The sequence below is a fragment of the Peribacillus sp. NPDC058075 genome (assembly GCF_042885195.1).
Classification (GTDB): Bacteria; Bacillota; Bacilli; order Bacillales; family DSM-1321; genus Peribacillus.
Window position 1 is genome coordinate 3427721 of record NZ_JBHVSL010000001.1, and the last position, 24531, is coordinate 3452251.

Here is a 24531-nt window from a genome sequence, read left to right on the forward strand (position 1 = left end):
CCACAAACCAAAATGAAAAACCTTAACCACAGGAAAAGGTTCTTATCCATCATCTGCTATAAATACAACTTAGTCCACATAATTATTCTCTAAGCTTTCACTTATACTCACTGTGTTCCATTAGTTCGGCACTCCCATTTCATTTAGTGGGTAGATGCGAAATTTCACTTTGCCCACAAGTGATTTTTCAGAAATAAAACCAAATCTTCTTCCATCCCAACTGTTCCTCCGATTATCCCCCATGACAAATAAATGACCCGCAGGTACCTTCGATTTCCCAAGTAAATCACTCAGGGTGAAATTCTCCGTCAGATTTTCTTCAGGCGGAATTTCCCCTTTTTTTGTTTTCAAATACGGTTCTGCATACTTTTTCCCATTGATATATAAGACATCATCTTTCATTTCGACACTGTCACCTGGTAAACCGATTACCCTTTTTATATAATTCTCTTCCGCGTCCGGAGCATAAAATACGACCATATCGAAGCGCTCTGGCTTACCAATTTTAGCTACCACGATCCGGTCATCATTTTCATAAGTCGGCTCCATTGATTCACCTTTTACTGTGACTGGCGTAAATAGAAACTGTTGGCAAATGAAAACGATCATTAAAGCGAATAAGATGGCTTTCAACCACGAAAACACTTCACTTTTCATATTCTTCATCAGGACTCCCTCCCATCCATTGTGAACAGCTAAAACCAATTATTGGACTACAGCACAATTCTTTAGCTCTGTTTATCCCCTTAAATATCCTTTTGCGGTCGGGGACTTTTGAGGAGACAACCCAAAGAAATATCTGGAAAAATTGTAACATATCCATTTATCGCTTGCGAGATTAAATCATTTTCAATGCCAATCTCAAACCATGAAAAAAAGGATAGCGAATTTCAGCTATCCTTTTACTACGTTTTTTCCTCAGTATTTATTCCAAGTCAATATCGTATCGAGTGGCAAACGGACTTTTTCAAACCCTGCTTTAGTTCCTTTTCCAATGGAAATTAACATGACAGGCTTAAAGTTTTCCGGTACATTGAATGCATCGACAAATTTGGCTTCATCAAACCCTCCCATTGGGACTGTATCGTATCCTTTTGCTTTTGCAGCTAACATGATCTGCATGGAAACCAAGCCACCGTCAATCATGGCTACACTTAAAGCCTTTTCAGCAGAAAAGTTACCGTAATTATGCATAATAGAGGCTACATATGGCTCTTTGATTTCATTCTTCATGATTCCTTTATCGACTAATTCACCATAAATCCGTTCTGCATTTTTGTATCCCTCTATATCAGCTAAAACGGCAATGACAGCAGATGAATCGACGATTTGTTGTTGGTTATTTGCGATGGGAAGCAATTCTTGCTGGGTTTGCTTATCTTGAATCACAAGGAATCTCCAAGGCTGTAAGTTGGAAGAAGACGGTGCTTGAATCGCAATCTCCAGGATCTCACGAATTTCCTCTTCAGTCATCACGTATTCAGCATCGTACTGGCGAACAGATCTCCGTTCTTTTGCCACCGTAATGAAATCCGTATCATTAAGGACTTTCGGCTTTTCAAGCGGTATATTCAATTCTTTCGATTTATTCAGGTACTCTTCTTTACTCATTATATTTTTTGTCATTTATAATGACCTCCAGTTAACTGTAATTAATACAGGAACAGTATATAACGTATACTGTTCTTTTGTCAAATACAGTTTAAGAAAAACGAAACCCTGTCAGTTTCGTTTTTCACATTAAGATTTTGATAGTAAGTCAGCGATCGTTTTTTGTTCCAAGCCTTGTATAATCCAGCTCTCCATCTCGTTTTTCAAACCGCATAACGCTTCTCTAGATGATGGATGAAAGCATTTTTTATCATTCACATCAAGAAAGCCTTTTGAGAAAGGTTCTGATTTAATTGCAGAGTATATATCTGCAAGAATGATTTGTTCGGGATTTTTGGCAAGTGAATATCCCCCATCCCTGCCCTCCTTCGCTTGAATCAGCCCTGCCTTCACTAAATTACTTAATATTTTTCTAAGAAAACCTGACTCCGAATCAAGCTTATCGGCCAATTTATTACTATTACATAATCCATCATGATCAGCAAGAACAAGCAGGGCTTGTACGGCAAGACTAAACCACATAATACTGGAAACCTTTTCTGACATTTCTTTCACCTCTCTCTCTACTTTAAACTATTTTTCAATGAATATACAACGATGCATCGAACAATCCTGCCAAAAACCTTAAACCCTCGGTCATCGGGGAAAGCTGTAAGCCCTTTTTGGTACGCTGCGAGTTCCAGAGCAGTGGTAGTAATCTCCATTTATAATAATCCGAAAAAATATATAGACAAATTTCTTGTCTTACAAATTATATTTATAGGAATATGGTAAACTTACTTTATAGAATTTACTTTGCTCAGAAAGTGGATGAATCATGCTGAAAACAATAAATGAACAAATGGATAAAATCATGCCCCTTATCACGCCGATAAGCGTGGTTATTGGGGTTTTATTGGCCGAACATCTAATGGATTACACTTTTCTTGTCCCCTGGATATTTGCCTTCATTACATTTTCCGGAAGTTTAGGCTCTAACTTTAAATCTCTGCAACAGGCAGTCACCCACCCTTTACCTGTTTTCATCGTATTGATCATCCTTCATATGCTTATGCCTGTTTGGGCTTTTGGACTCGGGCATTTAGTGTTCCATGGTGATGCTTTCACGATTACCGGCCTAGTGCTGGCTGTAGTGATTCCAACCGGTGTCACCAGTATGATCTGGGTATCCATTTATAATGGGAATGCCGTACTTGCCCTAACCATCATCTTAATCGACACCCTACTCTCGCCATTCATCGTTCCTTACAGTGTATCCCTTTTTGGAGGCGGTTCGATCGAAATGGATTTGGGTTCGATGGTGAAAGGATTAATCGGTATGGTCGTTCTTCCCTCCATGCTTGCCATGTTCTTGAATCAAGCAACAAACGGGAAGATACAATATACACTATCCCCCCGCTTAGCTCCATTTTCCAAGATAAGCGTTGGAATCGTAGTCATATTGAACAGTTCAAAAATCGCGCCTTACTTAACCCATTTCGATAAGAAATTACTGATCATGGCTTTCTTGGTTTTGTTCATAGCTGCTTCTGGGTACGCCATTTCTTGGATGGTCGGTGCATATTTAAGATGGAATAAGGCGGATATCATCACCTTGACATTTACAGGCGGCATGCGAAACATCAGTGCTGGAGCCGTTCTTGCAACCACCTATTTCCCTGCTGCAGTCGCGGTACCCGTTGTACTTGGCATGCTGTTTCAACAAATGCTTGCCTCCTTTTTTGGCTATGTCATGGAAAGGCATTTCCATCGTGATGTGAATGAAGGGTAAGCCGTCGAAACAGCACCATTGGAAAATGATGTATAATTAATACATAGATTTTCATACGGTGGTGAAATTCATGATCCATGCTGTCAAAGATTTTTTATCCAGCTTCTTGCTGATTACCAGTTGGTTAATATTTGCGGTCAGCAGCAGTTTTTTCTTCTTTTCGTTTTTTTCCGTTTTTGCCCTACCTATTTTCTTATTAATATTTTTTATCGGCTTCCTTTGTTTCCGCATTTCCAGGAAACTGGACTCACGACGAGTTTCTTAAGTGTTAAAATCTATTTATTCTACAATACTAGCGATAATTTTATTTGAATGCCATTTAATATGGTTCTCAACCCTTCACTTAATCCTTAAAAAAAGGAGCTGCAAATGGCAGCTCCTTCTTTTTGTTCTCACATCTGCATTATCGTGATAAGGTACCTTGCAGACGATTTGTTTCGGCGATTACTTTTTCTTCATCGATCGTTAAGCACTGGCCATCTTTTACGACGTTTTTGCCATCAATGTATACATCACATACATCATTTCCGCGTGCTGCATAAAGCAGGTGCGAATAGGCTTCACTCAATGGCTGCAAATGTTCTTTATCATATGGGTAAATGGTGATGAAATCTGCTTTTTTACCAGCTTCCAGTGATCCTGTATGACCCATGCCTACTGCTTCGGCACCCATTCTTGTGGCCATGGCGAGTGCCGTTTGGGCAGGGAATTTAGTGGCGTCCTTATACATTCCTTTTTGCAGTAATGCAGCCGTCCTCATTTCTTCGAACATATCGAAGTTGTTATTGGAGGCGACGCCATCTGTTGCCACTCCCACTTTAATGCCTGCATCAAGAAGGCTGACGACATCTGCTATTCCAGATCCGAGCTTCAGGTTACTGATTGGATTATGGGCAACGCGAACATCATGCTGTTTTAGTATCGCCCGCTCTTCATCATTGAGAACCACTCCATGTGCCATCACGGTAGGCAGATCGAACAGCCCTAAACGGCGAAGGTGCTCGACAGGACGGGATCCGTAACGTTTTTCGATGTCGAGAATTTCAAAGTCCGTTTCAGATACGTGAATGTGCACCATCAAATCATTCTCTTTTGCAATCCGTGCACTTTCCATAATCGCTTCAGGTGTGCAGGCATATGGGCTATGTGGTGCGACCATTGTAGTCAGGCGGCCATCGGCAAACGTTTTATAGTTTTTTGAAAACTGCTCAGCCCCCATGAGGTTCGCTTTTTGATCTTTTTCCGTACCCAAGCTGAAGATCGTGTAGGAAAAAGCTCCCCTCATTCCTGTTTCGCCTATCGTCTCCATGACAGCTCCCGCATCTATTCCATTAGGATTAAACATATCCGAAAATGTCGTGGTTCCTGATTTCATCATTTCCATAATGCCAAGCTGTGAACTTACAGAGGCTATTTCCGTTGTAAACTGGCTTTCGATCGGCCATATTTTCGTTTCAAGCCATGGCTTCAGCAGCATATCGTCCCCGATACCGCGTAAAAGGGTCATTACAATATGCGAATGGGCATTCACAAGGCCTGGCATAATCCATTTCCCGCCAAGGTTGACCACTTGATCTGCATCTGCCAAATGTTCTTCAACATGCTGGCCGATGTAGGATATGGTATGATCTTGTACAATCATCATGCCGTTTTCAAAGATTTGATTTTCCTTGTCCATAGTAAAAAATGTAGCATCCACATATATTGTTTTCATAAGCATTTCCTCCAAAGTCGTATCATGTATCAACATGTTCTATTCCGCATTCTAGACTAGCACCTTACATGTAATCAAGTAATTCCATATTATCAGGGGACATTTCCATTTACCTTAGGAACCTATTGAAAGGGTGCGCCCCTCAATTACCACATAGTGGATGCCCATTGCAAAATCAATTGCTTAAAAAAATCTTCCCTCTATTGCCTGTGACAATAATGGCTTCTTGCACATCTTGAAGACCATAGCAGGAATCCGGCATCATGAATTTCAACCTTTTATCAGAGATGAACCCCATCAAAAGATTAAACGTTTCATGCCAGGTTTGAACGGAAGCCTGCTGATTCCAATGCCGAAGATGAAACATTTTGACATTCACTTTTGTCCTTTGACAAATTTTTGCCCAATTCACAGACTGTCCTGATAAAAGGCCAATCGTTAATAAGATGCCATTAGGCCGAACGCAAAAAGCCAGTTCTGAGCCATCGATGCCGCCTACTGAATCTATAGCAGCCTTTGCTCCGCGTCCATTCGTCATTTCCATCACTGCATCATGCAGTGATGATCGTGACGTATCGATCACATAGGAAGCACCAAGTTTAAGCAGTTCTTCCGTATACTTATTGTTTCTCTTTATAGCAATCAGCTTAAATCCAAGAATCCTGGATAACTGGGCAAAGATGCGGCCAATGGAAGATCCACAGGCATTTACGAGTAAAACATCATCCGGTTTCAATGCTAATACTTCTGTACAGATTAGCCATGCTGTTATCGGATTTATATATAATTGTGCTGCTATATGATCCTCAAGCGAATCCGGAATGACGATGGCCAGCTCCGCAGATGTTTTAACATAATCTTGCCAAGTCCCTTCACCGCGCAATGGCAGAACACGCTTTCCTATCAGCTCTTTAGAAACCGATGGACCGACCTCTTCGACAATGCCGACCCCTTCATAGCCAGGTATGGAAGGCAAGGGAATTCGGTGGGAATATGCACCGCGAATGGGCAGCAAGTCAGATGGATTAATGGGACGTGCAGTCATCCGAACGAGGACTTCCCCGTCTAGAGGTTTTTGAATTAGTTTATTTTCAACTTTTAGAACCTTTTGCGGATTCCCAAACTCATAGAATTTAACACATTTGGCTTCCAAGATACTAAGTCTCCTTTAATATATACGTCCATCTATTCTATCATTTATACTCTTAATCTAAAATATCATAACAATCCCTCTCAACATCCTAAGTAAGCAAAAAAGCCAACAATGAATATGTTGACTTCTGTAATTCGATATCCATCCGGCACGAACGTCGCTAGTTTTTCTAATGATCTTGAGATAAACCAATTGGAATGCATAGGGGCGTTTGATCAACGGGATTTTCAATAATGCAGCATTCCAGTCCGAAGACGTCCTTGATCATCTCTTTTGTAAAGACCGTTTCAGGCGGTCCTTTCCTTCATCTATACTTACTTAACTTCTTATCCGACTAATACATTCATAATTGAAAATGATTATCATCATCCTGTAGTTATGATAAAGTCATAGACTGATACGGTCAATATTAATGAAATTTTGTGAATAAAATTCATTTTGGCCATTAAGGCAACCTGCATGGATTTTACTGATTACATGAAGGTGAACTTTAAAAAGTAAAAAAGAGCAAACCCGTTAAGGTCTGCTCTCCTTGCCTTGCCATCTATTTTCATTCAATCAGCATTCAAATTCCACAAACTAGTTTGAATCTTCTTTGCCCTTCCAGGTTACTTTAGTGAAACTTAGCCTTTAAAAAGCGATACAGTCCATCTTCTCGATAGGAATACTCCGTTACTTCATCGGCTTGTTCTTTGACCAGGTCCGTGGCGTTTTTCATGGCAACACAATGTCCGGCGAGTTTAAATAGCGGGAGGTCATTTTCGCCATCGCCTACTGCCAGGATATTTTCGGGTGCTAGCTGGAAATGTTTCAGCAGCAGTTGAACGCCTGTTGCTTTTGTGATGCCTTCCACGGTCACTTCTACATTATGATGAGTGGAGGAAGCTGTGGTAAAGGCATTGTACTGCTTGATTTTTCCCAACTCCGCTTTCCATTTTCGAATCGTATTCATTTCATTGCTGAAAAAGTAGATTTTGGCGACGCTGCTTATATCCAGTTGCTCTGACCACCTTATCTTGTCTTCGACTGCATCCTGTCTTGATAGCCATTCATTTTCATCGACTGTCTCAGGCTTTGGCATCAAACCTTGTTTAACCATATAGTCTTTATCTTTAAGTAATGCCATCCGTGTTCCATCGTTCGGATGAACTTCGTAAAATATCTCTTCCGCTCCTGCTTTGGCGACCAATTCTCCAACAAGTTCCGTCGACAGGGCGTGTTCGACAATCTGTTTCTTTCCGATGAATACGGACATTCCATTGGCGGTCACCATTCCATCTGCCTCCATGCCGGCCGGCAGAACGTCCCTCACTTCTTCCAGCGTTCTTCCTGTTGCAATGAAAATCAGCTTACCGCTTTTCCTAAGTTCGCCTATGTATTGTTCCAGCGTCTCATTCACAGTATTTCTTTCGTTCAATGTCGTGCCATCCAAATCGAGCACAATTGCTTTGTTGGTCATGCAAATCACCTCAAAAATCAGAATGATGATGAAAATGCCAACAGCCCACTATCTATAAGATCTTAGGCTGTTGGTTTCATTCATATATTTTTATTACTGTACCTTATCAGTATAACAGTTTAGGATAATCCTAAAAGTTTCATGACACTTAGGATCAAGAGACCGACCACACCAAAGTCCGAATCACCAAATGTGGTCCCTTCAAACCCTACATCCCCCAAGAAGACCAGGAGTATTGCCGGCAGGAAACTGATGATGAGTCCGTTGGCAAACGACCCGAGCATAGCACCGCGTCTGCCTCCTGTGGCATTTCCAAATACACCTGATGCTGCTCCGGTGAAGAAATGCGGTACGAGCCCCGGAACGATTACTTTCAGTCCAAGTACCGGAAGGAGGAACATGGATAATAATCCAGCCAAGAAACTGAATAGGAACCCGATGATCACTGCATTTGGAGCGAATGGAAAGATGGTCGGACAGTCCAATGCAGGCTTTGTATTCGGCGCCACTTTATCGGCAATCCCTTTGAATGCAGGGACGATTTCAGCAATTAACATTCGTACCCCTGCAAGGATGATGTAGACTCCTGCAGCGAATGTTATCGCCTGGATGAAAGAGAATACGATGAAGTTAGAACCGCCGGATAATTCCGTTTCAATATAGTTCTGTCCGGCAAACAACGCGACGATCACAAAGAACATCGTCATCGTAAGCGATACAGCGACTGATGTGTCCCTCAGGAATCCTAAAGATTTAGGTACCTTGATTTGCTCTGTCGTTTTTTCCTTATTTCCAAACCATTTTCCAACAGTCGCGGATACAAAATATCCGATTGTCCCGAAATGGCCGATGGCAAAATCATCGCTTCCGGTAATCTTCCGTACGTATGGCTGAAGGAGGGCTGGGAACATCACCATGCATACTCCTAATAGAATGGAACCGACCAAGATAAGCGGAAATCCGCTGAGCCCGCCGACCGATAGCGTGACTGCAAGTAAACAAGCCATGAATAAGGTATGGTGTCCCGTTAAAAATATATATTTAAATGGCGTGAAACGAGCCAGCAAAACATTGACGACCATACCAAAAACCATGATTAGTGCAGTCGAAGTCCCAAAATCACTTTGGGCGGCTGCGACAATGGCTTCGTTATTCGGTATGACGCCTTGTACATTGAATGCATGATCGAACATTTTACTGAATATATCAAGGGCGCCAATGAGCACTGCCGCTCCCGCTCCAATGATAATGAAACCCATGACGGTTTTTAGCGTTCCAGATACAACATCCGCACTGGATTTCCGCTGTAACAGCAGTCCAATGAGAGCAAACAGCCCCACAAGTATGGAAGGTGTACCCAAGATGTCATTCATGATAAGTTCCAGCATTGCCTCTCCCCCTCTTCTTTATGTTTTTTTCTTATAGATGTGAAACCAATTTCGATGAGATTTCAGGGATGCTCATCATATTTTCCAGTGTGACGATCGTCCGGGTTCCATCATCCAGTTGACCGACAATATCCGCCGCTCCCAGGAAAATATCAGCCTGAACCGTTTTTGCGGATGCCAGATCCGTATGATCCACCTCGGCTGTCTTACCCATTTCCGTCAACGCTTTCTTCACATTCATCTCCATGATGAAGCTGCTTCCCAATCCGTTTCCGCATACTACCATGATTTTCTTCATATCAATCTCTCCTTTTTTTATCCTACATGCATTTCCAATTTAGATTTGATTTCAGGGATGCTCATCATGTTCTCCAATGTGACGATCGTCCGGGTTCCATCATCCAGCTGACCGACAATATCGGCCGCTCCCAAGAAAATATCAGCCTGAACCGTCTTTGCGGATGCCAGGTCCGTATGATCCACCTCGGCCGTCTTCCCCATTTCCGTCAATGCTTTCTTCACATTCATCTCCATGATGAAACTGCTTCCTAATCCATTTCCGCATACTACCATGATTTTCATTCCGCTTCCTCCTTCGAATATTTATGAACGTACTCCATAAGGACCGATTTATCTGAAGTGCTTACTATTTCTTCTATATTGGCTGGTTCATTCAATAATTGAGTGAGCTGGATCAACGCCCGCAGATGCGAATCGTTATCCACTGCCGCCAAAATGATAATCAGGCGTACCGGTTTATCCGGCGCAAAGTCCACGGCTTCATCCAATTTCAGCAAACTCATGGATAAAGACCTGACCCCCTGCTCCGGACGTGCATGGGGAATCGCCACTCCAGGCGTTATCACTACATATGGACCATTCGTTTCTATGGCCTCGATCATGGCATCCACATATCGTTCTTCGACGGTACCTAAGTCAACGAGAGGCTTGGCCGCGACTTGAATGGCTTCTTTCCAATCGGAAACTTGGTGCTGTAATTGAATGGTTTGCATATTGAGCAGTTCTTCTAACACAGGCTTCTCTGCCTCCTTTAAAGAAAATTGGGTTATTTTTGGTGTATGGGTATACACATTCGACTTCAAAGCCTTTTCAAGCTGATCCTGTTCATGGATGGTTGCATACTTGGAAATGATCTTTAATAAAGCTGCAACATCCACACTTTCCGTCGTATATCCATACAATTCCTGCATGACCTGCTGGCGCAATGTATGTTTGTCCTGCATTTCCAAAATGGGCGGTACAACGAATAATGCCGCTTTTGTTCTCATATGCACTGTCGAGAAAACAAGATCGTACGACAGTGGGTATTCAGCCGCATTTCTAACGGACAGAACGTCCAGGAACAATATATCCGGAAATAATTCCCTCAATGTATAAATGAGGATATTGCTGATTCCAATGCCATTCGGGCATACGACAATTGCCCGCTTTCGATCATCCAATGTCGTTCCTTGCCTGCGCAGCCATCCGCCAAAATAGACCGTGAAGTATGCGACTTCCTCTTCCGATACTGGACAGCCAATTTCTTTCTCCAACACCCACAGGGATTTTTTTGTCAAATGATGCAATTCAGGATAGACCTTCTGAACCCGTCCCGTCATCGGGTTCATTTGCGGGAGACCATACCGCAGGCGATGATATGCCGGTTTAAAATGAACGTATAATTGTTGGCATAGCTGTTCCTTGTCTTTCAGGTGAACAAATGCCAGCCTCTCGAACTCTGCGACGATTTCCTGCAAAAGGTGCTGAATGGCTTCATCATCCTTAAGAGGCGAAATATCCTTCGTTCGATTCATGCTCAGTAAATGTAAGGTGGCGTATAAGTTTTCCGTTTCGCTCCATACTGATTGAAAGGCATTCGTTCTGGTCATTTCCTCTACCATTTTGTATTCTTTCGTGGCAACAAACGGCGCCCAGCTCTGGTCTGCCTGTAACTCTTCCCCTTTTCCTATGAGCTGATCAGTACATAGAAATAAATAGCTCAGTTCATGAAGCCGTTCATCCGTAAAGGTGATCCCTAATTTACGTTCGATCCTTTCAAGCTGTAACCGGATCGAGCTGATTTGCTTGTCATGATTTCCCCATATGCATTCCATGATCCATTCACTATTGGGACTGTTCAATACATCATGTACGAGACGTTCAATGATATATCTCTTTACTCGGGTTTCCCCAATCACCACATAGCCATCTTGTTTGGAATACTGGATCTTGAGCGATATGTCCTTGTTTTTCTCTTTAAGTCTCTTTAAATCCTTCAGCACCGTATTTCGTGAAAGCCCGGTGATCGTCTGGAAATGATAGACGGACAATTCTTCTGAGCTTAACAGAATCATGAGGTAAAAAACTTTTTCCCTATCTGTCTCTGAAAATATATAATGGCGTTTTGTCAGTTTTACATTCAATTCTTCATCCCTGATCGTTTCAGAAAAGGAGTAGCCCATTTCACGATTATATTGAATCGGTTCATATCCATGAAATTGGAGCCAATCATTCGCTTTGCTCAATCCATATTGAATCTGCCTTCTCGTCAGACCTGTTTGGGCTTCAAGTTCTTTCATTTTTGAAATGGGCGAATGCTGTAATAGTTTTAGTAAATTGGCGCTTCTTTCATCTAAAAACATTCTCAATCCCTCTCCCTGCTTCTACGATATCCCACTTCTTATTAAAAATGTAGCGTTTCTAAGTCCGAATGTTGTCATAGGTACTGCACAATAATATACTCTTTAAACATTTGTGCACAATACCGCATCTTTTCTTAAAACATTAATTGCTTCGTAATCGATTTACAATAAGGAAAATAGTTAGAAGAGGCTATTATATGCAATTTGAGGCATACTGGAATGCTTGATATAGAAGACTCGGGGCGGGGTGAAGCTGTGGGTTTGGAATGATGTGCCGTTTTAAAGGGGCTAAACTTTGGCGATTGAGATCAGAATACGCATTCTTCACCAAATGAAAGCGAAAACAACGTAAAACCTCTAAAAAAGTTCTAGCCTGATTTCAGAAATCCGCTCCCTTTCCGCGGACTGTCTGCCAAGCCTCCTCGACGCAAGCGCCTGTGGGGTCTCAGCTAGCCAGTTTTTCGGCAGGAGTGTCGCAAATTTCTTCCATCCAATAAGGTTTCATACTATATAAAACAATAAAAAAAATCATGGATTATAACAAAGTTTCGTTTTGAATAATTAGGTAAAAATCACCTCAGTAAAAGAATTCGGGATGACTATTCCCATTAGTTCGACAAACTCAGGGGAGACACCGCAGACGCATAAAACGCCGAAAAGGCTCCCGGACAGCCCAGGAAAGCGAGTGCCTGGAGAGGATTTAAATTCTACTAATCATAATAAAAACTGTAGGCAAACTCGATTTTCATCAAGTTTGCCTACAGTCCGAATGGGGACAAATGTCCCCTTTTTCATTCAATCAGTGCGTTATCTTTATATCTTGCTGAAATCGCGCTGAGCTCCCCTATAGCTTCCGATGATATTTTGATAACCAGGAAGCTGGCTGGAAAGTAAAGCACCAAAACCTTCGACATCGTTGCGCCAATCACGTTGTAATTCGCACGCTACGCTAAACCAGTTCATAAGCTGCACACCGCCATGCGCCATACGCGCTAAAGCCGCATCAGCTACCTGTTTGCTGACTGTTCCAGATGCATCCGTGACAGCGAATACTTCATAACCAGCTTTCAAAGCGGAAAGTGCCGGGAAAGCAACACAGACATCTGTAACCACGCCCGCGATGATGAGTTGTTTTTTTCCAGTTTCTTCGATTGCTTTAACAAAATCTTCATTATCCCATGCGTTAATTTGTCCAGGCCGAGCTATTTTTGGTGCGTGAGGAAAAAGTTCTTCCAATTCTTGCATGAGCGGTCCGTTTGGTCCGTTTTCAAAGCTTGTCGTTAAAATGACTGGTAAATCAAAAAACTTAGCGGTGTTGGCCAGAGCCATAACATTGTTCTTGAATTCATCAACACCATAATCACGCACTAGCCCTGAAATAAGGCCGGTTTGATGATCCACCAGAAGAACGGCAGCATCATCTTTGGAAAGACGGGAATAGAGATCAGACATTTTTAAAGTCCTCCTTTTATTAAAAGCTATCGAAGAAAGTTCATATGTAGGGAAATCCCCCAACCCCTTCGTTGGTTCCAATCAGTTTATAACTTAACTGAATGTTGCTATGAGTTTATCTAAAAACTCATAGTCTGTCATATATAGATTAAGAACATGGATTATTAATCTATAATTGGAGTGTGATCGATCCAATGAATGAATTGTTGTAAATAACGCTCAAGATAACGTTTTGTTTGATCGTCAGTAAGCACTTTCCGATCAGAATCAATTTTTTTATGTACTTGCGAAATCAGCATTTTTTGAAATGGAAGAACATGGACTTGCATGGCTTCTAATACTTGCCTGATTTGCATTTGAGCAAATGCAGTACCCATTCCACCAGGAGTAGCTCCAATCAGGCCAACTGGTTTTTTGGTAAGAACGGCGGACTCTCGAGGTCTTGATGCCCAGTCCAATGCATTTTTTAATACGCCTGGCATTCCAGAGTTGTACTCTGGACTTACGATAATGATACCGTCAACGTCCTGTATGGCGGATTTAAATGATGCCACTGTTTCTGGAACCCCACTTATTTCTAAGTCTTCGTTAAACAACGGAAGATCATTAATTTCGATCCAGCGAAATTGATACGTATCAACCATATCTGTCAATGATTGAGCAATGATTCGATTATAAGAATTTTCCCGTAAACTGCCGCAAATAAGGCCGATGGTTCTGGTCATCTACTTCCCTCCCTGTTTGAAATCTTCTCCTATGGTACCATAATATACCAAAAATAAAAAAGTGACGTTATTCCTAATCACTAAATATAGAAAAACATAATAGGTGGGTAAAAAGAACTTCCTAAAAATGATCATGAATTCTAAATTGCATGCACCAAAGTCCCTCTTCCATTCTCTGAATATTTCCAACATACTATAAACTATAAGGCGATTGGGAGGAGTGCGGAAATGGAGGAAAAGAAAGTTACATGGTTAGAGCTCTTTTATGATTTGTTATTTGTGGCGGCCGTTGCGGGCGCAACTCATGTTTTACTGCATGTTGAAGATGGATATATCCATCCAGAATATTTATTAAAGTTCGTGCTGATTTTTATTCCTATCTGGTGGGCATGGGTTGGGCAAACCATATTTATTAACCGGTTTGGAAAGGATATATTTCATCAACGGCTATTTTTGATCCTGCAAATGTTTTTTGCCCTCATTATGACATCAAGCTTATCTGCTGATTTCGATCCTTATTATCTTTCTTTTTTAATTGGTTATATTGGATTGAGAGCCGTGACTGCCATTCAATATCTTGTTGTACAGCGGATAGAGGAGGGAGTACGAAAAAAGGCAGCACTCTTTTTGGGAAGGTATTTTTGGTTTGGAATCGCCATTTCATTATTCTCCGTCCTTTTTGATTCTTGGCTTCGCTATGCTGTGCTGTATTTGGGCATCCTGATCGATATCATTGTCCCGATCCTTGGAAGAAAGTGCTTAGAAAAGGTTCCTACTAATACTGCCCACTTGTTGGAGCGCTTTGGTCTATTTACCATCATTCTCTTTGGGGAAGCTCTTGTCAGTACGCTTGCGGTCATTCAACCTAAACAAGGAAATTGGGATTCGATAGCCTTTTCCATCATTTCATTTGCCCTGATAATAGCCATGTGGTGGCAATATTTCGATAACATGGAGAAGAAAGTCGACAAGTCTGTACAATCTTCCGGCCAAATCATCATTTATGGTCATCTGTTTATTTTAATGTCTATAAGCATGATTGCAGCAGCCATCAGATTATTGTTTTTACATGAAGTCCATTATTCATTTATCCTCAATTTTGTTTTCGGTTCCGTATTGCTCTATTTCATGTCAACCACGTTTGTTTTCCACCAATATAGACATAAGCACATGCGGTTACAAATATATCATTTAGGGTTATTTTTAGGGGTTTTAGCCGTCTTTTTTATTTTTAATTTGTTTGTCGGGGTACCGAATATTGTGATAATAGCAGAATTAACATTGTTCTTTATCATCTATGCTAAACTAACGACTGCATAATGAAGGGATCAAAGAAACCAGTATCAAACGATTATACTGGTTTCTTTATATAGAAGTTGGATTTTTTTTGCATTTGACACCAAATTAGTTTATTCATAAACTGATTGTTACAAAGAAAGTATGGTGTGACATGACATTCATGAAAGAAAACACAACGAATCCCTCCACATCTAATAATGAGGAACGACTAGGTTTAATGTTATGGTTCCGTATAACACGAATATATAACCAGAGTATCCGGGAATCCAATCAGCATTTAAAGAAATGGAATCTATCGGCAGCCCAATTCGATATCCTGGTTCAAGTGGGTTCCCATGAACGATTGTCTCAACAAGAACTGGCAAACAAGCTTTTTGTGACGAAAGGCAATATCACTCAACTATTAAGGAAAATGGAAGAAATGGGATTGATTAAACGGGAGCAGGAATGGAAAACAAAATACCTTTCATTGACAGAGGAAGGTAAAGAGTTTTTTCATGAAGTTGTTCCTAAACAAGAGCATTTTCAGGCATCACAGTTTGCCAACCTGAATGAGACGGAAAAACAGCAGCTTTTAGATTTTCTTAGGAAAGTTCAAACATAAAAAGATCCCCATTTGAATGGTGATCTTTTTTTTATATCTTTGTTACTTCAGTTTGTTCATGAACAATGAACGCACCACATTCACGATGGCGAAATTTTTTTGAATATAAGTACTCTTTTATTAGACACACTTTTTATAAACTGGATTTTGATTATTCTATTCGATTATCAGTTGACATTTTGTATACATATGTATACATTTAACACAAGAAAAAGTGTATACGTATGTATACACAGGAAGAGGTTATAACATGAGAGATGAAAAAATCAAAAAAGGTGGACATCACGGCGGTAGGCATAAAGACCATGGTTCACACCATCGTGGCCCCAAAACGTTTCGCCGCGGAAGGGCAATTGCTTTTTTAGAAATGATGAATCTTAAACGTTCAACCATTATGGACCAGTTAGATAAACCCGAGTTTCAATCCATCAATCAAATTCTAGTCGGTGAATTGAAAGCAATTGATATGTTAATCAACGAGTTCATTCAATTATTTGAAATACAAGAAAATGAAGCAGGCGATAAGAAAAGTGAAGAAAAGGAAACTTCCAAAGAGAAAGGAATGGAATCGAATGAAACAAATTAACAGGTATATCGACTCAGTGTTTTATGCCGGAGATGCCCTTTTGGAAGAAGTCATTTCGTCCATACAAGAAAACGGAATGCCGTCCATATCGGTATCCCCCTCATCCGGAAAACTTCTTACCATGCTTATTTCCATTTCAGGAGCTAAAAATGTTTTGGAAATAGGCGCTCTTGGGGGCTATAGCGGTATCTGCCTTGCCAGGGGATTCGGCAGCGAAGGAAAGTTAACCTCCCTTGAATTAAAGGAGGAGTACGCAAAGTTAGCTTATCGCAATCTATCCAAAGCTGGCTTTGGCGATCAAGTATCATATATGACCGGAGCAGCTCTGCAAAGCCTAGAAAAACTCGCTTGTGATAACAAGAAATTTGATTTTTTCTTTATCGATGCTGACAAAGAAAATTATGAAAATTACCTGCAATATTGCATCAAACTGGCAGAACCGGGTGCTTTAATTGTCATGGATAACGTACTTGCGAGGGGCAGTGTTGCAGATCCGGATGCTGAACCTAAACATTACACTGCATTTATGAAGGCATTCAATGAAAAGGTGGCCAATCACCCTCAATTGGAATCCATGCTAATTCCAATTGGTGATGGGCTGACCATTTCAAAAGTAATCGCGCAAACTCACGAGTAAAACAGCTTAATTCACGAGTAAAACAGCCAAACTCCCGAGTAAACTGCCCAAACTCACGAGTAAACCGCACAAACTCACGAGTAAACTGCGAAATCACGAGGATATCGCACAAAATTTCGGGGATATCGATCAAAGTCTCGATTTTATCGATTAAACTTGAGTTTATATCAATCAAAGTCTCGATTTTATCGATCAAATTCACATTTATATCGATCAAACCAGAGTTTTACACTCAATCTCTCGAGTAATGTACGAATTCACGAGTAAACTGCTCAAATTCACGAGTAAACTGCCCAAACTCACGAGTAAACTGCTCAAACTCACGAGTAAACTGCTCAAACTCACGAGTAAACTGCGAAATCACGAGGATATCGCACGAAATTTCGGGGATATCGATCAAAATCACGATTTTATCGATCAAATTTGAGTTTATAACAATCAAAGTCTCGATTTTATCGATCAAATTCACATTTATATCAATCAAACCAGAGTTTAACACTCAATCTCTCGAGTAATGTACGAATTCACGAGTAAACTGCTCAAACTCACGAGTAAACTGCTCAAACTCACGAGTAAACTGCACAAACTCACGAGTAAACTGCGAAATCACGAGGATATCGCACGAAATTTCGGGGATATCGATCAAAATCACGATTATATCGATCAAATTTGAGTTTATGCTCAGACTCACCTATTTATCATCCAAATATCCTTTCCATGAAGAAAAAATAATATGAATTTCTATAATCTTGAATGAAAATGATTTTTATTATCAATAATAAATATGAACGAAGGGTAACCAGTTGATGGTTACCCCCGATGTATTAAATTTCTGGATCAAATGTTTTGCAATCCGTTTCTTTACTATTTGATGCTTGGTTCCCTTTATGGCTGACAACATAAATAGCATCTGCACTGCATTTGTTTCCAGAATCCCAATATTTACAATTATTCACTTCACATAGAACATCTTTTGCCATCTTATCACACCTCCTCATTTGCTATCATTAACAAAGTTGGGGTTATTGATACTTTCCTTTTTCAGGTTTTGGCGTCTTAATTTAATTGCGGGTATCATAACGAACAAAAATCCGGGCTGTTTCCGCCCGGATTTTTTATATGCTTATGCTGATCTTTTCAATAGTTCTGCTTGAGGGATTTTCCAAAGCTCCCGCCATTTTTTCATGGCGGCGACCAGAATGATCAAGCCTAGGATTAACATGGTGATCGACAGTATTCCGTTCAAGATGCTGAATCCTGCAGAGTCTGGATTCAGGTATACGTTTTTAACCATCCAGTACCCTGCTACATTGACTGTTACATATAAGTAGGCAAGGGGTACGAGGCATGTCCAGATATACCAGCGTTTGTCTGCGATTTTCAATACGACGGTCGCACCGATGATGAGTCCAATCGAAGCCATGAGCTGATTGGATACGCCAAAGAGTGCCCAGATCGAACCGATGTCCCCAGAGTAAAGCAAGTATCCCCAGATAAAGCAGGCTAACGCGCTGGCGAATATGTTCCCTGGCAGCCAGTCGACTCGTTTTAATGGTTTATAAAACTCTCCGAAGAAGTCCTGGATTAAGTAACGGGCAACACGTGTTCCTGAATCGATTGCGGTTAATATGAACACCGCCTCGAACATGATGACGAATTGGAAGAAAAACGAAGCCAGTTTGTCAAAGAAGGGTATTTCGGTAAAAATATACGTCATACCGACAGCAAGTGTAACGGCCCCGCCTGTCCGTCCTTCCAGATTAATGCCGATTTCTTCACTGAGTTCGTCAAGGTGTACGGTTTCCATCCCTAATGTTTGAAATACTTCAGGTGTGGAGTTAATCGCAAAATAATCTCCTGGCTGTAGCGAAACTGCGGCAATTAAAGCCATGATGGCAACGAGACATTCCACAAGCATCGCTCCGAAACCAACGGATTTGATATCACTCCAACGGTTTAACATTTTTGGAGTTGTGCCAGAACCGACAAATGCATGGAATCCTGAAATCGCCCCACAGGCGATGGTGATTGAAATGAATGGCCAAACAGGACCAGCTACAATCGGGCCCCCGCCATTGATGAATTCGGTAAACGCAGGAAACTGGATTTCTGGATTCACTACGAAAACGCCGATAATCAATGCGGCAAATACACCGATTTTCATGAATGTACTCAAGTAATCACGAGGTGCCAGCAGCAGCCAAACAGGCAATGCGGCAGCGAAGAAAGCATAGATCGGCAAAATGATGGCAAGTGTGCTCGCCTCAAGTGTCAATAAGTCGCCAAGTGCCGTTCCTTGAATGTTCGGCCCTAGTAAAATTGCGGCCATGATGAGCCCGAACCCGACGATTGTCGCCCCTTTCAGGTTGCCGGTTTTTTTATGGTAAAGCCCTACACCCATGGCGATCGGAATGGTGATCCCGACAGCGAACGTCCCCCATGGATTATTTTCCAGAGCATGCAGAACGACCATTGAAAGTCCGGCCATGGTGATCGTGATGATAAAAAGCATCGCGAGTCCTGTACAGAAGCCTGCTACAGGTCCAAGTTCTTCTTTCGCAACTTCCGAAAGGGATTTACCGTCTTTACGCATCGACGCGAAAAGCACGACGGCATCATGGACGGCTCCCCCGATTACAGCTCCGATTAGCAGCCATAATAAACTTGGCAAATACCCGAATTGTGCAGCAAGGATCGGACCCACCAAAGGGCCAGCCGCTGCAATGGCTGCAAAATGGTGGCCGAATGCCACCCATTTATTTGTTGGAACATAATCTTTTCCATCTTCTAATTTATGGGCCGGGGTCGGCTTGGAATCATCGAGTTTTAATACTTTTAGTGCTATGAATGTCCCGTATAAACGGTAGGCAATCATTAATATACAAATGGAGCCTATGACAATTGTAACCGCATTCATATTTGAACCCCCTCTATTACTTACATCGTAAAAAAATGATATCACAATGAAAGCGAATTCAATGGGTTTTCAAGTTATAATGCAGATATCGAGGGATGGACTGCATCATGAAGGAGGTAAAATGCAGAATTATGAAAATTTTTAAAAACCGATAAGCTGCTTTAGCTCCTTCACATACGTCCGGCTTACCGGAATGTTTGATCCGTCAATCATAATGAGATTATAAGTCGAGTTGAACCAAGGCTGTATTTCAGATATATGGGTGACATTCACGATAAAACCGCGATGCACCCGTAAAAATGAGCGCTTATCAAGCTTCCTTTCAAGCACGATGAGAGGGTCACCGATTTTATATTCATTTTCCTCGGTTTTAATGATCGTCTTTCCTTCCATGAGTCCTATGAACAAAATGTGATCCCGGTCGATCAAAACGATCCGATCATCTATCGATACAGCCAATTTACCTGTCTGTTCCACCGCCGTACGGCTGGCGGGAGGGGCTGTCCCCGATTCGTCTTTCCCGACTTGCCGCTGCTTCATGAGCTTATCCAGTGTTTGACGAATCCTTTTTTCATTAAATGGCTTTAATAGATAATCAAATGCATATAACTCAAAGGCTTGAAGGGCAAACTCATCATAAGCGGTCGCAAAAATGAGCGATGGTGCGGGGTCAAGTTCCGCTAATTGCTTAGCCAAATGCAAACCATTGCCATCTGCAAGCTCAATGTCCAAAAAAACAAGTTCAGGTTTAAGTCGGGAGATATCCCTCATGGCATCTTCTATCCCCTCGGCCTCACCGACGACTTCAACTTGCCTGCTTCGCTTCAATAGATATTTCAATTCATCTCTTGCCAGTGGTTCATCCTCTACGATAAATGCTTTCATCATCGTTGCCATATGCTCCTTTTTCGTTGAGTGGTATGGATATTTTCACTTTTGTTCCCTGTCCCGTTTCACTTTCTATCGAGAGGCTGGCTTGTCCTTTATAGATTCCTTCCAGCCGTTCACTGATATTATGAAGGGCCGTTCCTGTACCCTTAGTCGATTGTACAGCATGCTTACCCAATTCATCTATTCTCCCGCTTGAAATCCCATTTCCGTTATCTTCCACAACAATGAGCATCTCATCGTCTTTAAAGTATGCGTGAATGATGATTCGACCTTTGTTTTTCATATGTGGAAATGCGTGGTGTACCGCATTCTCAACTAGCGGCTGCAATGTGAATGGAGGGATGAGAACTTCATTCAGCCTTGGCTCAATGCGATAGTCGATATCATATTTATTTGGAAAACGCGCCTGCTCCAGTGATAAATAGGCGTTAACATGCTCTAATTCCTTTTCTAGCGGCACGAGTATTTGTCTGGCTCCTTGTAAATTAGAGCGAAAGAAAGCACTGAGCTCCTGCAATAAATTTCTTGCCTTCTCGACATCCGTCCGGCATAAAACGGATATCGTATTGATGGCATTGAATAAAAAATGCGGATGGACCTGTGCCTGCAAGGCTTTAATTTCAGCATCTTTTAATAATTTCGTTTGCATTTCCGCTTTAGCGAGTTCCAATTGAGTGGAAAATAGTTTGGCCAATCCTTCAGCTAACTCTTGTTCCACTTGGCTTAATTTATCCGGATGCTTGAAATACATCTTCAAAGTCCCCACCGTTTTCTGTTGGACCTGCAACGGCAGGACTACGGCCGCTTGCAATGGACATTGATCATGAAAACAATAAATGTCCTCTTTTGTTTTGGCCACGATGATTTTCCCTTGTTCAAGGGCCTTTTTCGTTAAGCCTGTCGCTATCCCCACCTTAGGGACATGGTGATCTGACGCAGCACCAACATGGGCAAGCACGCTATGTTCATTGGTAATGGCCACGGCATCGGCTTCAGTCAGCCCCAAGATGATTTCGGCTATTCTCTTGCAAGAAGTTTGATTAAGACCTTGCCTGAAAAAGGGCAAGGTTTGATCTGCAATCAAAAACGCAAGATTGGTTTGTATAGCCCGCGTCCGTGCTTCGTCCCTCGTGATCGACTGAATGATGAGCATGAATAGTAAAGTCCCGAACCCGTTGATGATGATCATCGGAAGTCCGATTACTTGTACGAGCTCCCACGCCCTTTCAAATGGTTTGGCCGTCACCAGGATGATGCCCATTTGGATCGCTTCCAATGCCATGCAAATGGGCAGGGCAAACAAAGGGGTGATTGTCCCATGTTTTCGCCGCCTTTTCCCCAAAAGACCTGATAAAACCCCAGCCAAAACCGCAGCGACAGCACAGGCCCCCGCCGTAAAGCCTCCGAGAAAATAACGGTGAAGCCCAGCAATCAAACCTACTCCCAACCCAACAAATGGTCCTCCCAGCAGACCGCCGATTGCCACGCCCATGATCCTTGTATTGGCAATCGCGTTTTCGGGAGCAATCTCAGCATGCCAATCGCCCTCCGGCATGGCATGGTTCCCGATTTCAATACCTGTATAGTTACTTATGATGCCGAATGCTCCAAAAAGTGCGATAAACATGATTTTCTTCGACATTTCATGTTCATGGCCTATCATTTGCCGAAAGGGTTTCATATAAGAAAGCAGGAACGCTGCAATTACGATGATCCCCACTTTTTCAAACAGCGACGGTAATAAATCAACCAAAGCATTCACCCCATTTCTGGCTTTTTCATTCATCTTACACCAGCCATGAAATCCTTGTCGAATTTTGTTTTAGGTGGTGTATAAGCATTATTTTTAAATTTCATCCATACTCGTCTAAATAAGTTAGCAATTGAATAAAATCCCAACCCGACGTGCCGTATCATTTCTGAAATAGCAATCGTCATATTTGGAACCCATCACAAGGTAAAATAGTTTATTGTGAAACAAGGAGAGTAAACAGGGTATTTCATTTTAGGAACAAATATGAGGTATGAATATGGAATTGAAAAATCAAATCATTTATATCAGTAAAAAAGTATTGAATAGTATTAAAAATTTTAAGTTTAATTTTGAAACTACTATATTTATCTTTGATAAAGAGCTTAATGTTTTATACTCTAAGTGTAATTTTGAACATAAAGATATATGTAATTTAGTTATAAAAGAATCCGTTGAAAATAATGCATTTGTTTTATGTACATTGCAAAATACTACCGTAAAAACCAAAAACAAAATCTCCGGGGAAGATTTTAGTGTTATATCTTCCCCGATTCATGAAATTAAAAATAAGGAATTGCAAGGGTATGTAGGTATAATCACAAAGGATGATAATGAAAATTTCGAAATGATTTCTGAAATGCTCGCTAATCAAATCTCCTACGAGCTACATGTGTATCGTGAGAAATTATTAATAGAAGAGATAATAAAAACAGATACATCATCTTTAATCACCAGGGAACAACAACATGAAGTTGAATTGCGAATAATAAAAAATATTACTCAAGGTCTCAAAGATAAAGAAATAGCTGATAATCTGAATATAAGTGTTTCTACAGTTCGTAACTATGTAAATAAAATGTTTGAAGAACTAGATGTTACCTCCAGATCACAATTAATCAGCTTGCACTATGAAAATAAATTATATGAAATTCTTAATGAAATAAAGATTGAAAACCGCTTTTACCTTTAGGAGGAATTAGGATTAGTGATTAGTGATTCAGATTTGTTTATTCCCTAGGAGATATATTATGAGTATGGTGTGTTGTCCCCAATAAGATTTATAAAAACTACACACATATAACAATAAAAAACTGCAGTAATTGACACTAATAAATTTAATCCCATTTCTTTTCTGCGAAATGGGCTTTTTTATGCTTGCCCGAAATATGTTACGTGCTAAAGAAGTGAACTTCCTATTATAAAGCTTTATTATGTTAAAATTTAAAGGAATGATATTTTGCTCGTAATTATTGGGTGATAAACTAAATATAATATTTAAACTTTCTTTGAACTAGAATCTTTGTTTATACCTTCAGTCCAGGAAATTCCAAGAGAAGTTTTACAATACTAAAGTAAATAAGTCGGAGGCGATCAATGTGTTGGTAGTTACCACAGAAAAAATTGAAGGATACAAAATTGTAGAGGTAAAAGGGCCTGCCTTCGGTCTAATTGTAAGAAGCAGAGGGATTGGCGGCGATATCATGGCAGGGTTAAAATCCCTAGTAGGCGGAGAAATCAAGCAATATACAGCAATGCTTGAAGATTCAAGAAAAGAAGCTATGGACCGTATGATAAAAAATGCCAATCAAATGGGTGCAAACGCAATTATCATGATGAGATATGATTCCGGGGAAATCGGTAAAAACATGAGCGAAATTGTTGCATATGGAACCGCCGTCATTGTGGAGAAAATATAATGAAACTCATCATAGGGTACTATATATTACAAATTATTATAGTTATCTTATGCATTTTACTTGGATACTTTATCTATGATAAACGGTTTAATCGCAATCACGGTGTAAAAGTCCCTGATGGATTTCAATCGACAGATGAAATCAATATAGACCCCGTGACAGGAGAAAAAACAAGGGTGTATTATAATCCTGATACGGGTGAACGCTTTTATAAAAAAGAAAAATAATT

The 24531-nt window shown here is 40.9% G+C and carries 26 protein-coding genes; 8 read left to right on the forward strand and 18 right to left on the reverse strand.

The annotated features are described in order from the left end of the window. Positions 1-120: 120 nt before the first annotated feature. The 3 genes from lepB to ACFVS1_RS17035 all read right to left on the reverse strand — a co-directional run bounded on the left by lepB (position 121) and on the right by ACFVS1_RS17035 (position 2157). Positions 121-666, reverse strand: a complete 546-nt coding sequence (gene lepB, locus ACFVS1_RS17025) for a signal peptidase I (protein WP_352922442.1) — start codon at positions 664-666, stop codon at positions 121-123. Between the two features lie 252 nt (positions 667-918). Further along, positions 919-1626: a nitroreductase family protein gene (locus ACFVS1_RS17030; protein WP_352922444.1), complete on the reverse strand. Its 708-nt coding sequence runs from the start codon at positions 1624-1626 to the stop codon at positions 919-921. Positions 1627-1740: 114 nt separating this feature from the next. Further along, the gene (locus tag ACFVS1_RS17035) at positions 1741-2157 is read right to left on the reverse strand and encodes an RrF2 family transcriptional regulator (protein WP_241591505.1); all 417 of its coding nucleotides are present in this window, start codon (positions 2155-2157) and stop codon (positions 1741-1743) included. 271 nt (positions 2158-2428) lie between these two features. Here ACFVS1_RS17035 and ACFVS1_RS17040 point away from each other — a divergent pair, with 271 nt between their 5' ends. Next, complete coding sequence (locus ACFVS1_RS17040) at positions 2429-3382, forward strand: bile acid:sodium symporter family protein (RefSeq protein WP_352922446.1); 954 nt, start codon at positions 2429-2431, stop codon at positions 3380-3382. A gap of 403 nt (positions 3383-3785) precedes the next feature. On the opposite strand, the gene ACFVS1_RS17045 is transcribed toward ACFVS1_RS17040, so the two are convergent. The 9 genes from ACFVS1_RS17045 to ACFVS1_RS17085 form a co-directional block, all read right to left on the reverse strand. Beyond that, positions 3786-5096, reverse strand: coding sequence for an amidohydrolase family protein (locus ACFVS1_RS17045; RefSeq protein ID WP_387548961.1), 1311 nt, complete (start codon positions 5094-5096; stop codon positions 3786-3788). 175 nt (positions 5097-5271) lie between these two features. Next, on the reverse strand, positions 5272-6249 hold the full coding sequence (locus ACFVS1_RS17050) for a zinc-dependent alcohol dehydrogenase family protein (protein WP_387548963.1): 978 nt from the start codon (positions 6247-6249) through the stop codon (positions 5272-5274). Between the two features lie 613 nt (positions 6250-6862). Then, positions 6863-7708 carry an HAD family hydrolase gene (locus ACFVS1_RS17055; protein ID WP_387548965.1) on the reverse strand — a complete coding sequence of 282 codons (846 nt, stop codon included), beginning with the start codon at positions 7706-7708 and terminating at the stop codon, positions 6863-6865. A 119-nt stretch (positions 7709-7827) separates the two neighbouring features. Beyond that, a complete protein-coding gene (locus tag ACFVS1_RS17060) occupies positions 7828-9096 on the reverse strand; it encodes a PTS ascorbate transporter subunit IIC (protein ID WP_352922455.1) in 1269 nt (422 codons plus the stop codon). Positions 9097-9127: 31 nt separating this feature from the next. Next, a complete protein-coding gene (locus tag ACFVS1_RS17065; protein WP_352922458.1) occupies positions 9128-9394 on the reverse strand; it encodes a PTS sugar transporter subunit IIB in 267 nt (88 codons plus the stop codon). Positions 9395-9411: 17 nt separating this feature from the next. After that, on the reverse strand, positions 9412-9678 hold the full coding sequence (locus ACFVS1_RS17070) for a PTS sugar transporter subunit IIB (RefSeq protein ID WP_048883162.1): 267 nt from the start codon (positions 9676-9678) through the stop codon (positions 9412-9414). After that, the gene (locus tag ACFVS1_RS17075; RefSeq protein WP_387548968.1) at positions 9675-11741 is read right to left on the reverse strand and encodes a BglG family transcription antiterminator; all 2067 of its coding nucleotides are present in this window, start codon (positions 11739-11741) and stop codon (positions 9675-9677) included. Before ACFVS1_RS17075 ends, ACFVS1_RS17070 begins: the two co-directional genes overlap by 4 nt. 813 nt (positions 11742-12554) lie before the next feature. Beyond that, entirely contained in the window at positions 12555-13193 is a 639-nt protein-coding gene (ycaC, locus tag ACFVS1_RS17080; protein WP_241591470.1) for an isochorismate family cysteine hydrolase YcaC, read from the reverse strand. A 164-nt stretch (positions 13194-13357) separates the two neighbouring features. Next, positions 13358-13918, reverse strand: a complete 561-nt coding sequence (locus ACFVS1_RS17085; protein ID WP_387548970.1) for an NADPH-dependent FMN reductase — start codon at positions 13916-13918, stop codon at positions 13358-13360. A gap of 228 nt (positions 13919-14146) precedes the next feature. Between ACFVS1_RS17085 and ACFVS1_RS17090 the strand changes: the two genes are divergently transcribed. From ACFVS1_RS17090 to ACFVS1_RS17105, 4 genes are all read left to right on the forward strand, one after another. Further along, positions 14147-15238 carry a low temperature requirement protein A gene (locus ACFVS1_RS17090; RefSeq protein ID WP_387548972.1) on the forward strand — a complete coding sequence of 364 codons (1092 nt, stop codon included), beginning with the start codon at positions 14147-14149 and terminating at the stop codon, positions 15236-15238. A gap of 139 nt (positions 15239-15377) precedes the next feature. Then, on the forward strand, positions 15378-15821 hold the full coding sequence (locus ACFVS1_RS17095; RefSeq protein WP_387548974.1) for a MarR family winged helix-turn-helix transcriptional regulator: 444 nt from the start codon (positions 15378-15380) through the stop codon (positions 15819-15821). Between the two features lie 250 nt (positions 15822-16071). Beyond that, entirely contained in the window at positions 16072-16407 is a 336-nt protein-coding gene (locus ACFVS1_RS17100; RefSeq protein WP_387548976.1) for a hypothetical protein, read from the forward strand. Beyond that, positions 16394-17044, forward strand: coding sequence for an O-methyltransferase (locus ACFVS1_RS17105; RefSeq protein ID WP_352922480.1), 651 nt, complete (start codon positions 16394-16396; stop codon positions 17042-17044). The genes ACFVS1_RS17100 and ACFVS1_RS17105 overlap by 14 nt, the downstream gene beginning before the upstream one ends. Positions 17045-17276: 232 nt before the next feature. On the opposite strand, the gene ACFVS1_RS17110 is transcribed toward ACFVS1_RS17105, so the two are convergent. From ACFVS1_RS17110 to ACFVS1_RS17135, 6 genes are all read right to left on the reverse strand, one after another. Next, positions 17277-17543 (reverse strand): hypothetical protein, encoded by a 267-nt coding sequence (locus ACFVS1_RS17110; protein WP_387548978.1) that lies wholly within the window; start codon positions 17541-17543, stop codon positions 17277-17279. Further along, complete coding sequence (locus ACFVS1_RS17115) at positions 17544-17735, reverse strand: hypothetical protein (protein ID WP_387548980.1); 192 nt, start codon at positions 17733-17735, stop codon at positions 17544-17546. Positions 17736-17868: 133 nt separating this feature from the next. Next, positions 17869-18024, reverse strand: a complete 156-nt coding sequence (locus tag ACFVS1_RS17120; protein WP_065310844.1) for a DUF1540 domain-containing protein — start codon at positions 18022-18024, stop codon at positions 17869-17871. A gap of 143 nt (positions 18025-18167) precedes the next feature. Next, the gene (gene cstA, locus ACFVS1_RS17125) at positions 18168-19961 is read right to left on the reverse strand and encodes a carbon starvation protein CstA (protein WP_387548982.1); all 1794 of its coding nucleotides are present in this window, start codon (positions 19959-19961) and stop codon (positions 18168-18170) included. A gap of 141 nt (positions 19962-20102) precedes the next feature. After that, a complete protein-coding gene (locus ACFVS1_RS17130; protein WP_387548984.1) occupies positions 20103-20849 on the reverse strand; it encodes a LytR/AlgR family response regulator transcription factor in 747 nt (248 codons plus the stop codon). After that, positions 20821-22605 (reverse strand): LytS/YhcK type 5TM receptor domain-containing protein, encoded by a 1785-nt coding sequence (locus ACFVS1_RS17135; RefSeq protein WP_387549416.1) that lies wholly within the window; start codon positions 22603-22605, stop codon positions 20821-20823. Before ACFVS1_RS17135 ends, ACFVS1_RS17130 begins: the two co-directional genes overlap by 29 nt. A gap of 277 nt (positions 22606-22882) precedes the next feature. On the opposite strand from ACFVS1_RS17135, the gene ACFVS1_RS17140 reads away from it, so the two are divergent. From ACFVS1_RS17140 to ACFVS1_RS17150, 3 genes are all read left to right on the forward strand, one after another. Then, complete coding sequence (locus ACFVS1_RS17140) at positions 22883-23575, forward strand: response regulator transcription factor (protein ID WP_352922491.1); 693 nt, start codon at positions 22883-22885, stop codon at positions 23573-23575. Positions 23576-23981: 406 nt separating this feature from the next. Further along, entirely contained in the window at positions 23982-24302 is a 321-nt protein-coding gene (locus ACFVS1_RS17145; RefSeq protein ID WP_241591452.1) for a YbjQ family protein, read from the forward strand. Next, positions 24302-24529: a hypothetical protein gene (locus tag ACFVS1_RS17150; protein WP_352922493.1), complete on the forward strand. Its 228-nt coding sequence runs from the start codon at positions 24302-24304 to the stop codon at positions 24527-24529. Before ACFVS1_RS17145 ends, ACFVS1_RS17150 begins: the two co-directional genes overlap by 1 nt. Positions 24530-24531 lie beyond the last annotated feature (2 nt).

Coding starts and splice junctions, on each gene's coding strand:
- ACFVS1_RS17060 (WP_352922455.1), bottom strand. CDS start 9,096: ATGCTGGAACTTATCATGAATGACATCTTGGGTACACCTTCCATACTT.
- ACFVS1_RS17140 (WP_352922491.1), top strand. CDS start 22,883: ATGGAATTGAAAAATCAAATCATTTATATCAGTAAAAAAGTATTGAAT.
- ACFVS1_RS17075 (WP_387548968.1), bottom strand. CDS start 11,741: ATGTTTTTAGATGAAAGAAGCGCCAATTTACTAAAACTATTACAGCAT.
- ACFVS1_RS17030 (WP_352922444.1), bottom strand. CDS start 1,626: ATGACAAAAAATATAATGAGTAAAGAAGAGTACCTGAATAAATCGAAA.
- ACFVS1_RS17105 (WP_352922480.1), top strand. CDS start 16,394: ATGAAACAAATTAACAGGTATATCGACTCAGTGTTTTATGCCGGAGAT.
- ycaC (WP_241591470.1), bottom strand. CDS start 13,193: ATGTCTGATCTCTATTCCCGTCTTTCCAAAGATGATGCTGCCGTTCTT.
- cstA (WP_387548982.1), bottom strand. CDS start 19,961: ATGAATGCGGTTACAATTGTCATAGGCTCCATTTGTATATTAATGATT.
- ACFVS1_RS17065 (WP_352922458.1), bottom strand. CDS start 9,394: ATGAAGAAAATCATGGTAGTATGCGGAAACGGATTGGGAAGCAGCTTC.
- ACFVS1_RS17120 (WP_065310844.1), bottom strand. CDS start 18,024: ATGGCAAAAGATGTTCTATGTGAAGTGAATAATTGTAAATATTGGGAT.
- ACFVS1_RS17090 (WP_387548972.1), top strand. CDS start 14,147: ATGGAGGAAAAGAAAGTTACATGGTTAGAGCTCTTTTATGATTTGTTA.
- ACFVS1_RS17070 (WP_048883162.1), bottom strand. CDS start 9,678: ATGAAAATCATGGTAGTATGCGGAAATGGATTAGGAAGCAGTTTCATC.
- ACFVS1_RS17045 (WP_387548961.1), bottom strand. CDS start 5,096: ATGAAAACAATATATGTGGATGCTACATTTTTTACTATGGACAAGGAA.
- ACFVS1_RS17130 (WP_387548984.1), bottom strand. CDS start 20,849: ATGATGAAAGCATTTATCGTAGAGGATGAACCACTGGCAAGAGATGAA.
- ACFVS1_RS17055 (WP_387548965.1), bottom strand. CDS start 7,708: ATGACCAACAAAGCAATTGTGCTCGATTTGGATGGCACGACATTGAAC.
- lepB (WP_352922442.1), bottom strand. CDS start 666: ATGAAGAATATGAAAAGTGAAGTGTTTTCGTGGTTGAAAGCCATCTTA.
- ACFVS1_RS17085 (WP_387548970.1), bottom strand. CDS start 13,918: ATGACCAGAACCATCGGCCTTATTTGCGGCAGTTTACGGGAAAATTCT.
- ACFVS1_RS17035 (WP_241591505.1), bottom strand. CDS start 2,157: ATGTCAGAAAAGGTTTCCAGTATTATGTGGTTTAGTCTTGCCGTACAA.
- ACFVS1_RS17095 (WP_387548974.1), top strand. CDS start 15,378: ATGAAAGAAAACACAACGAATCCCTCCACATCTAATAATGAGGAACGA.
- ACFVS1_RS17040 (WP_352922446.1), top strand. CDS start 2,429: ATGCTGAAAACAATAAATGAACAAATGGATAAAATCATGCCCCTTATC.
- ACFVS1_RS17150 (WP_352922493.1), top strand. CDS start 24,302: ATGAAACTCATCATAGGGTACTATATATTACAAATTATTATAGTTATC.
- ACFVS1_RS17100 (WP_387548976.1), top strand. CDS start 16,072: ATGAGAGATGAAAAAATCAAAAAAGGTGGACATCACGGCGGTAGGCAT.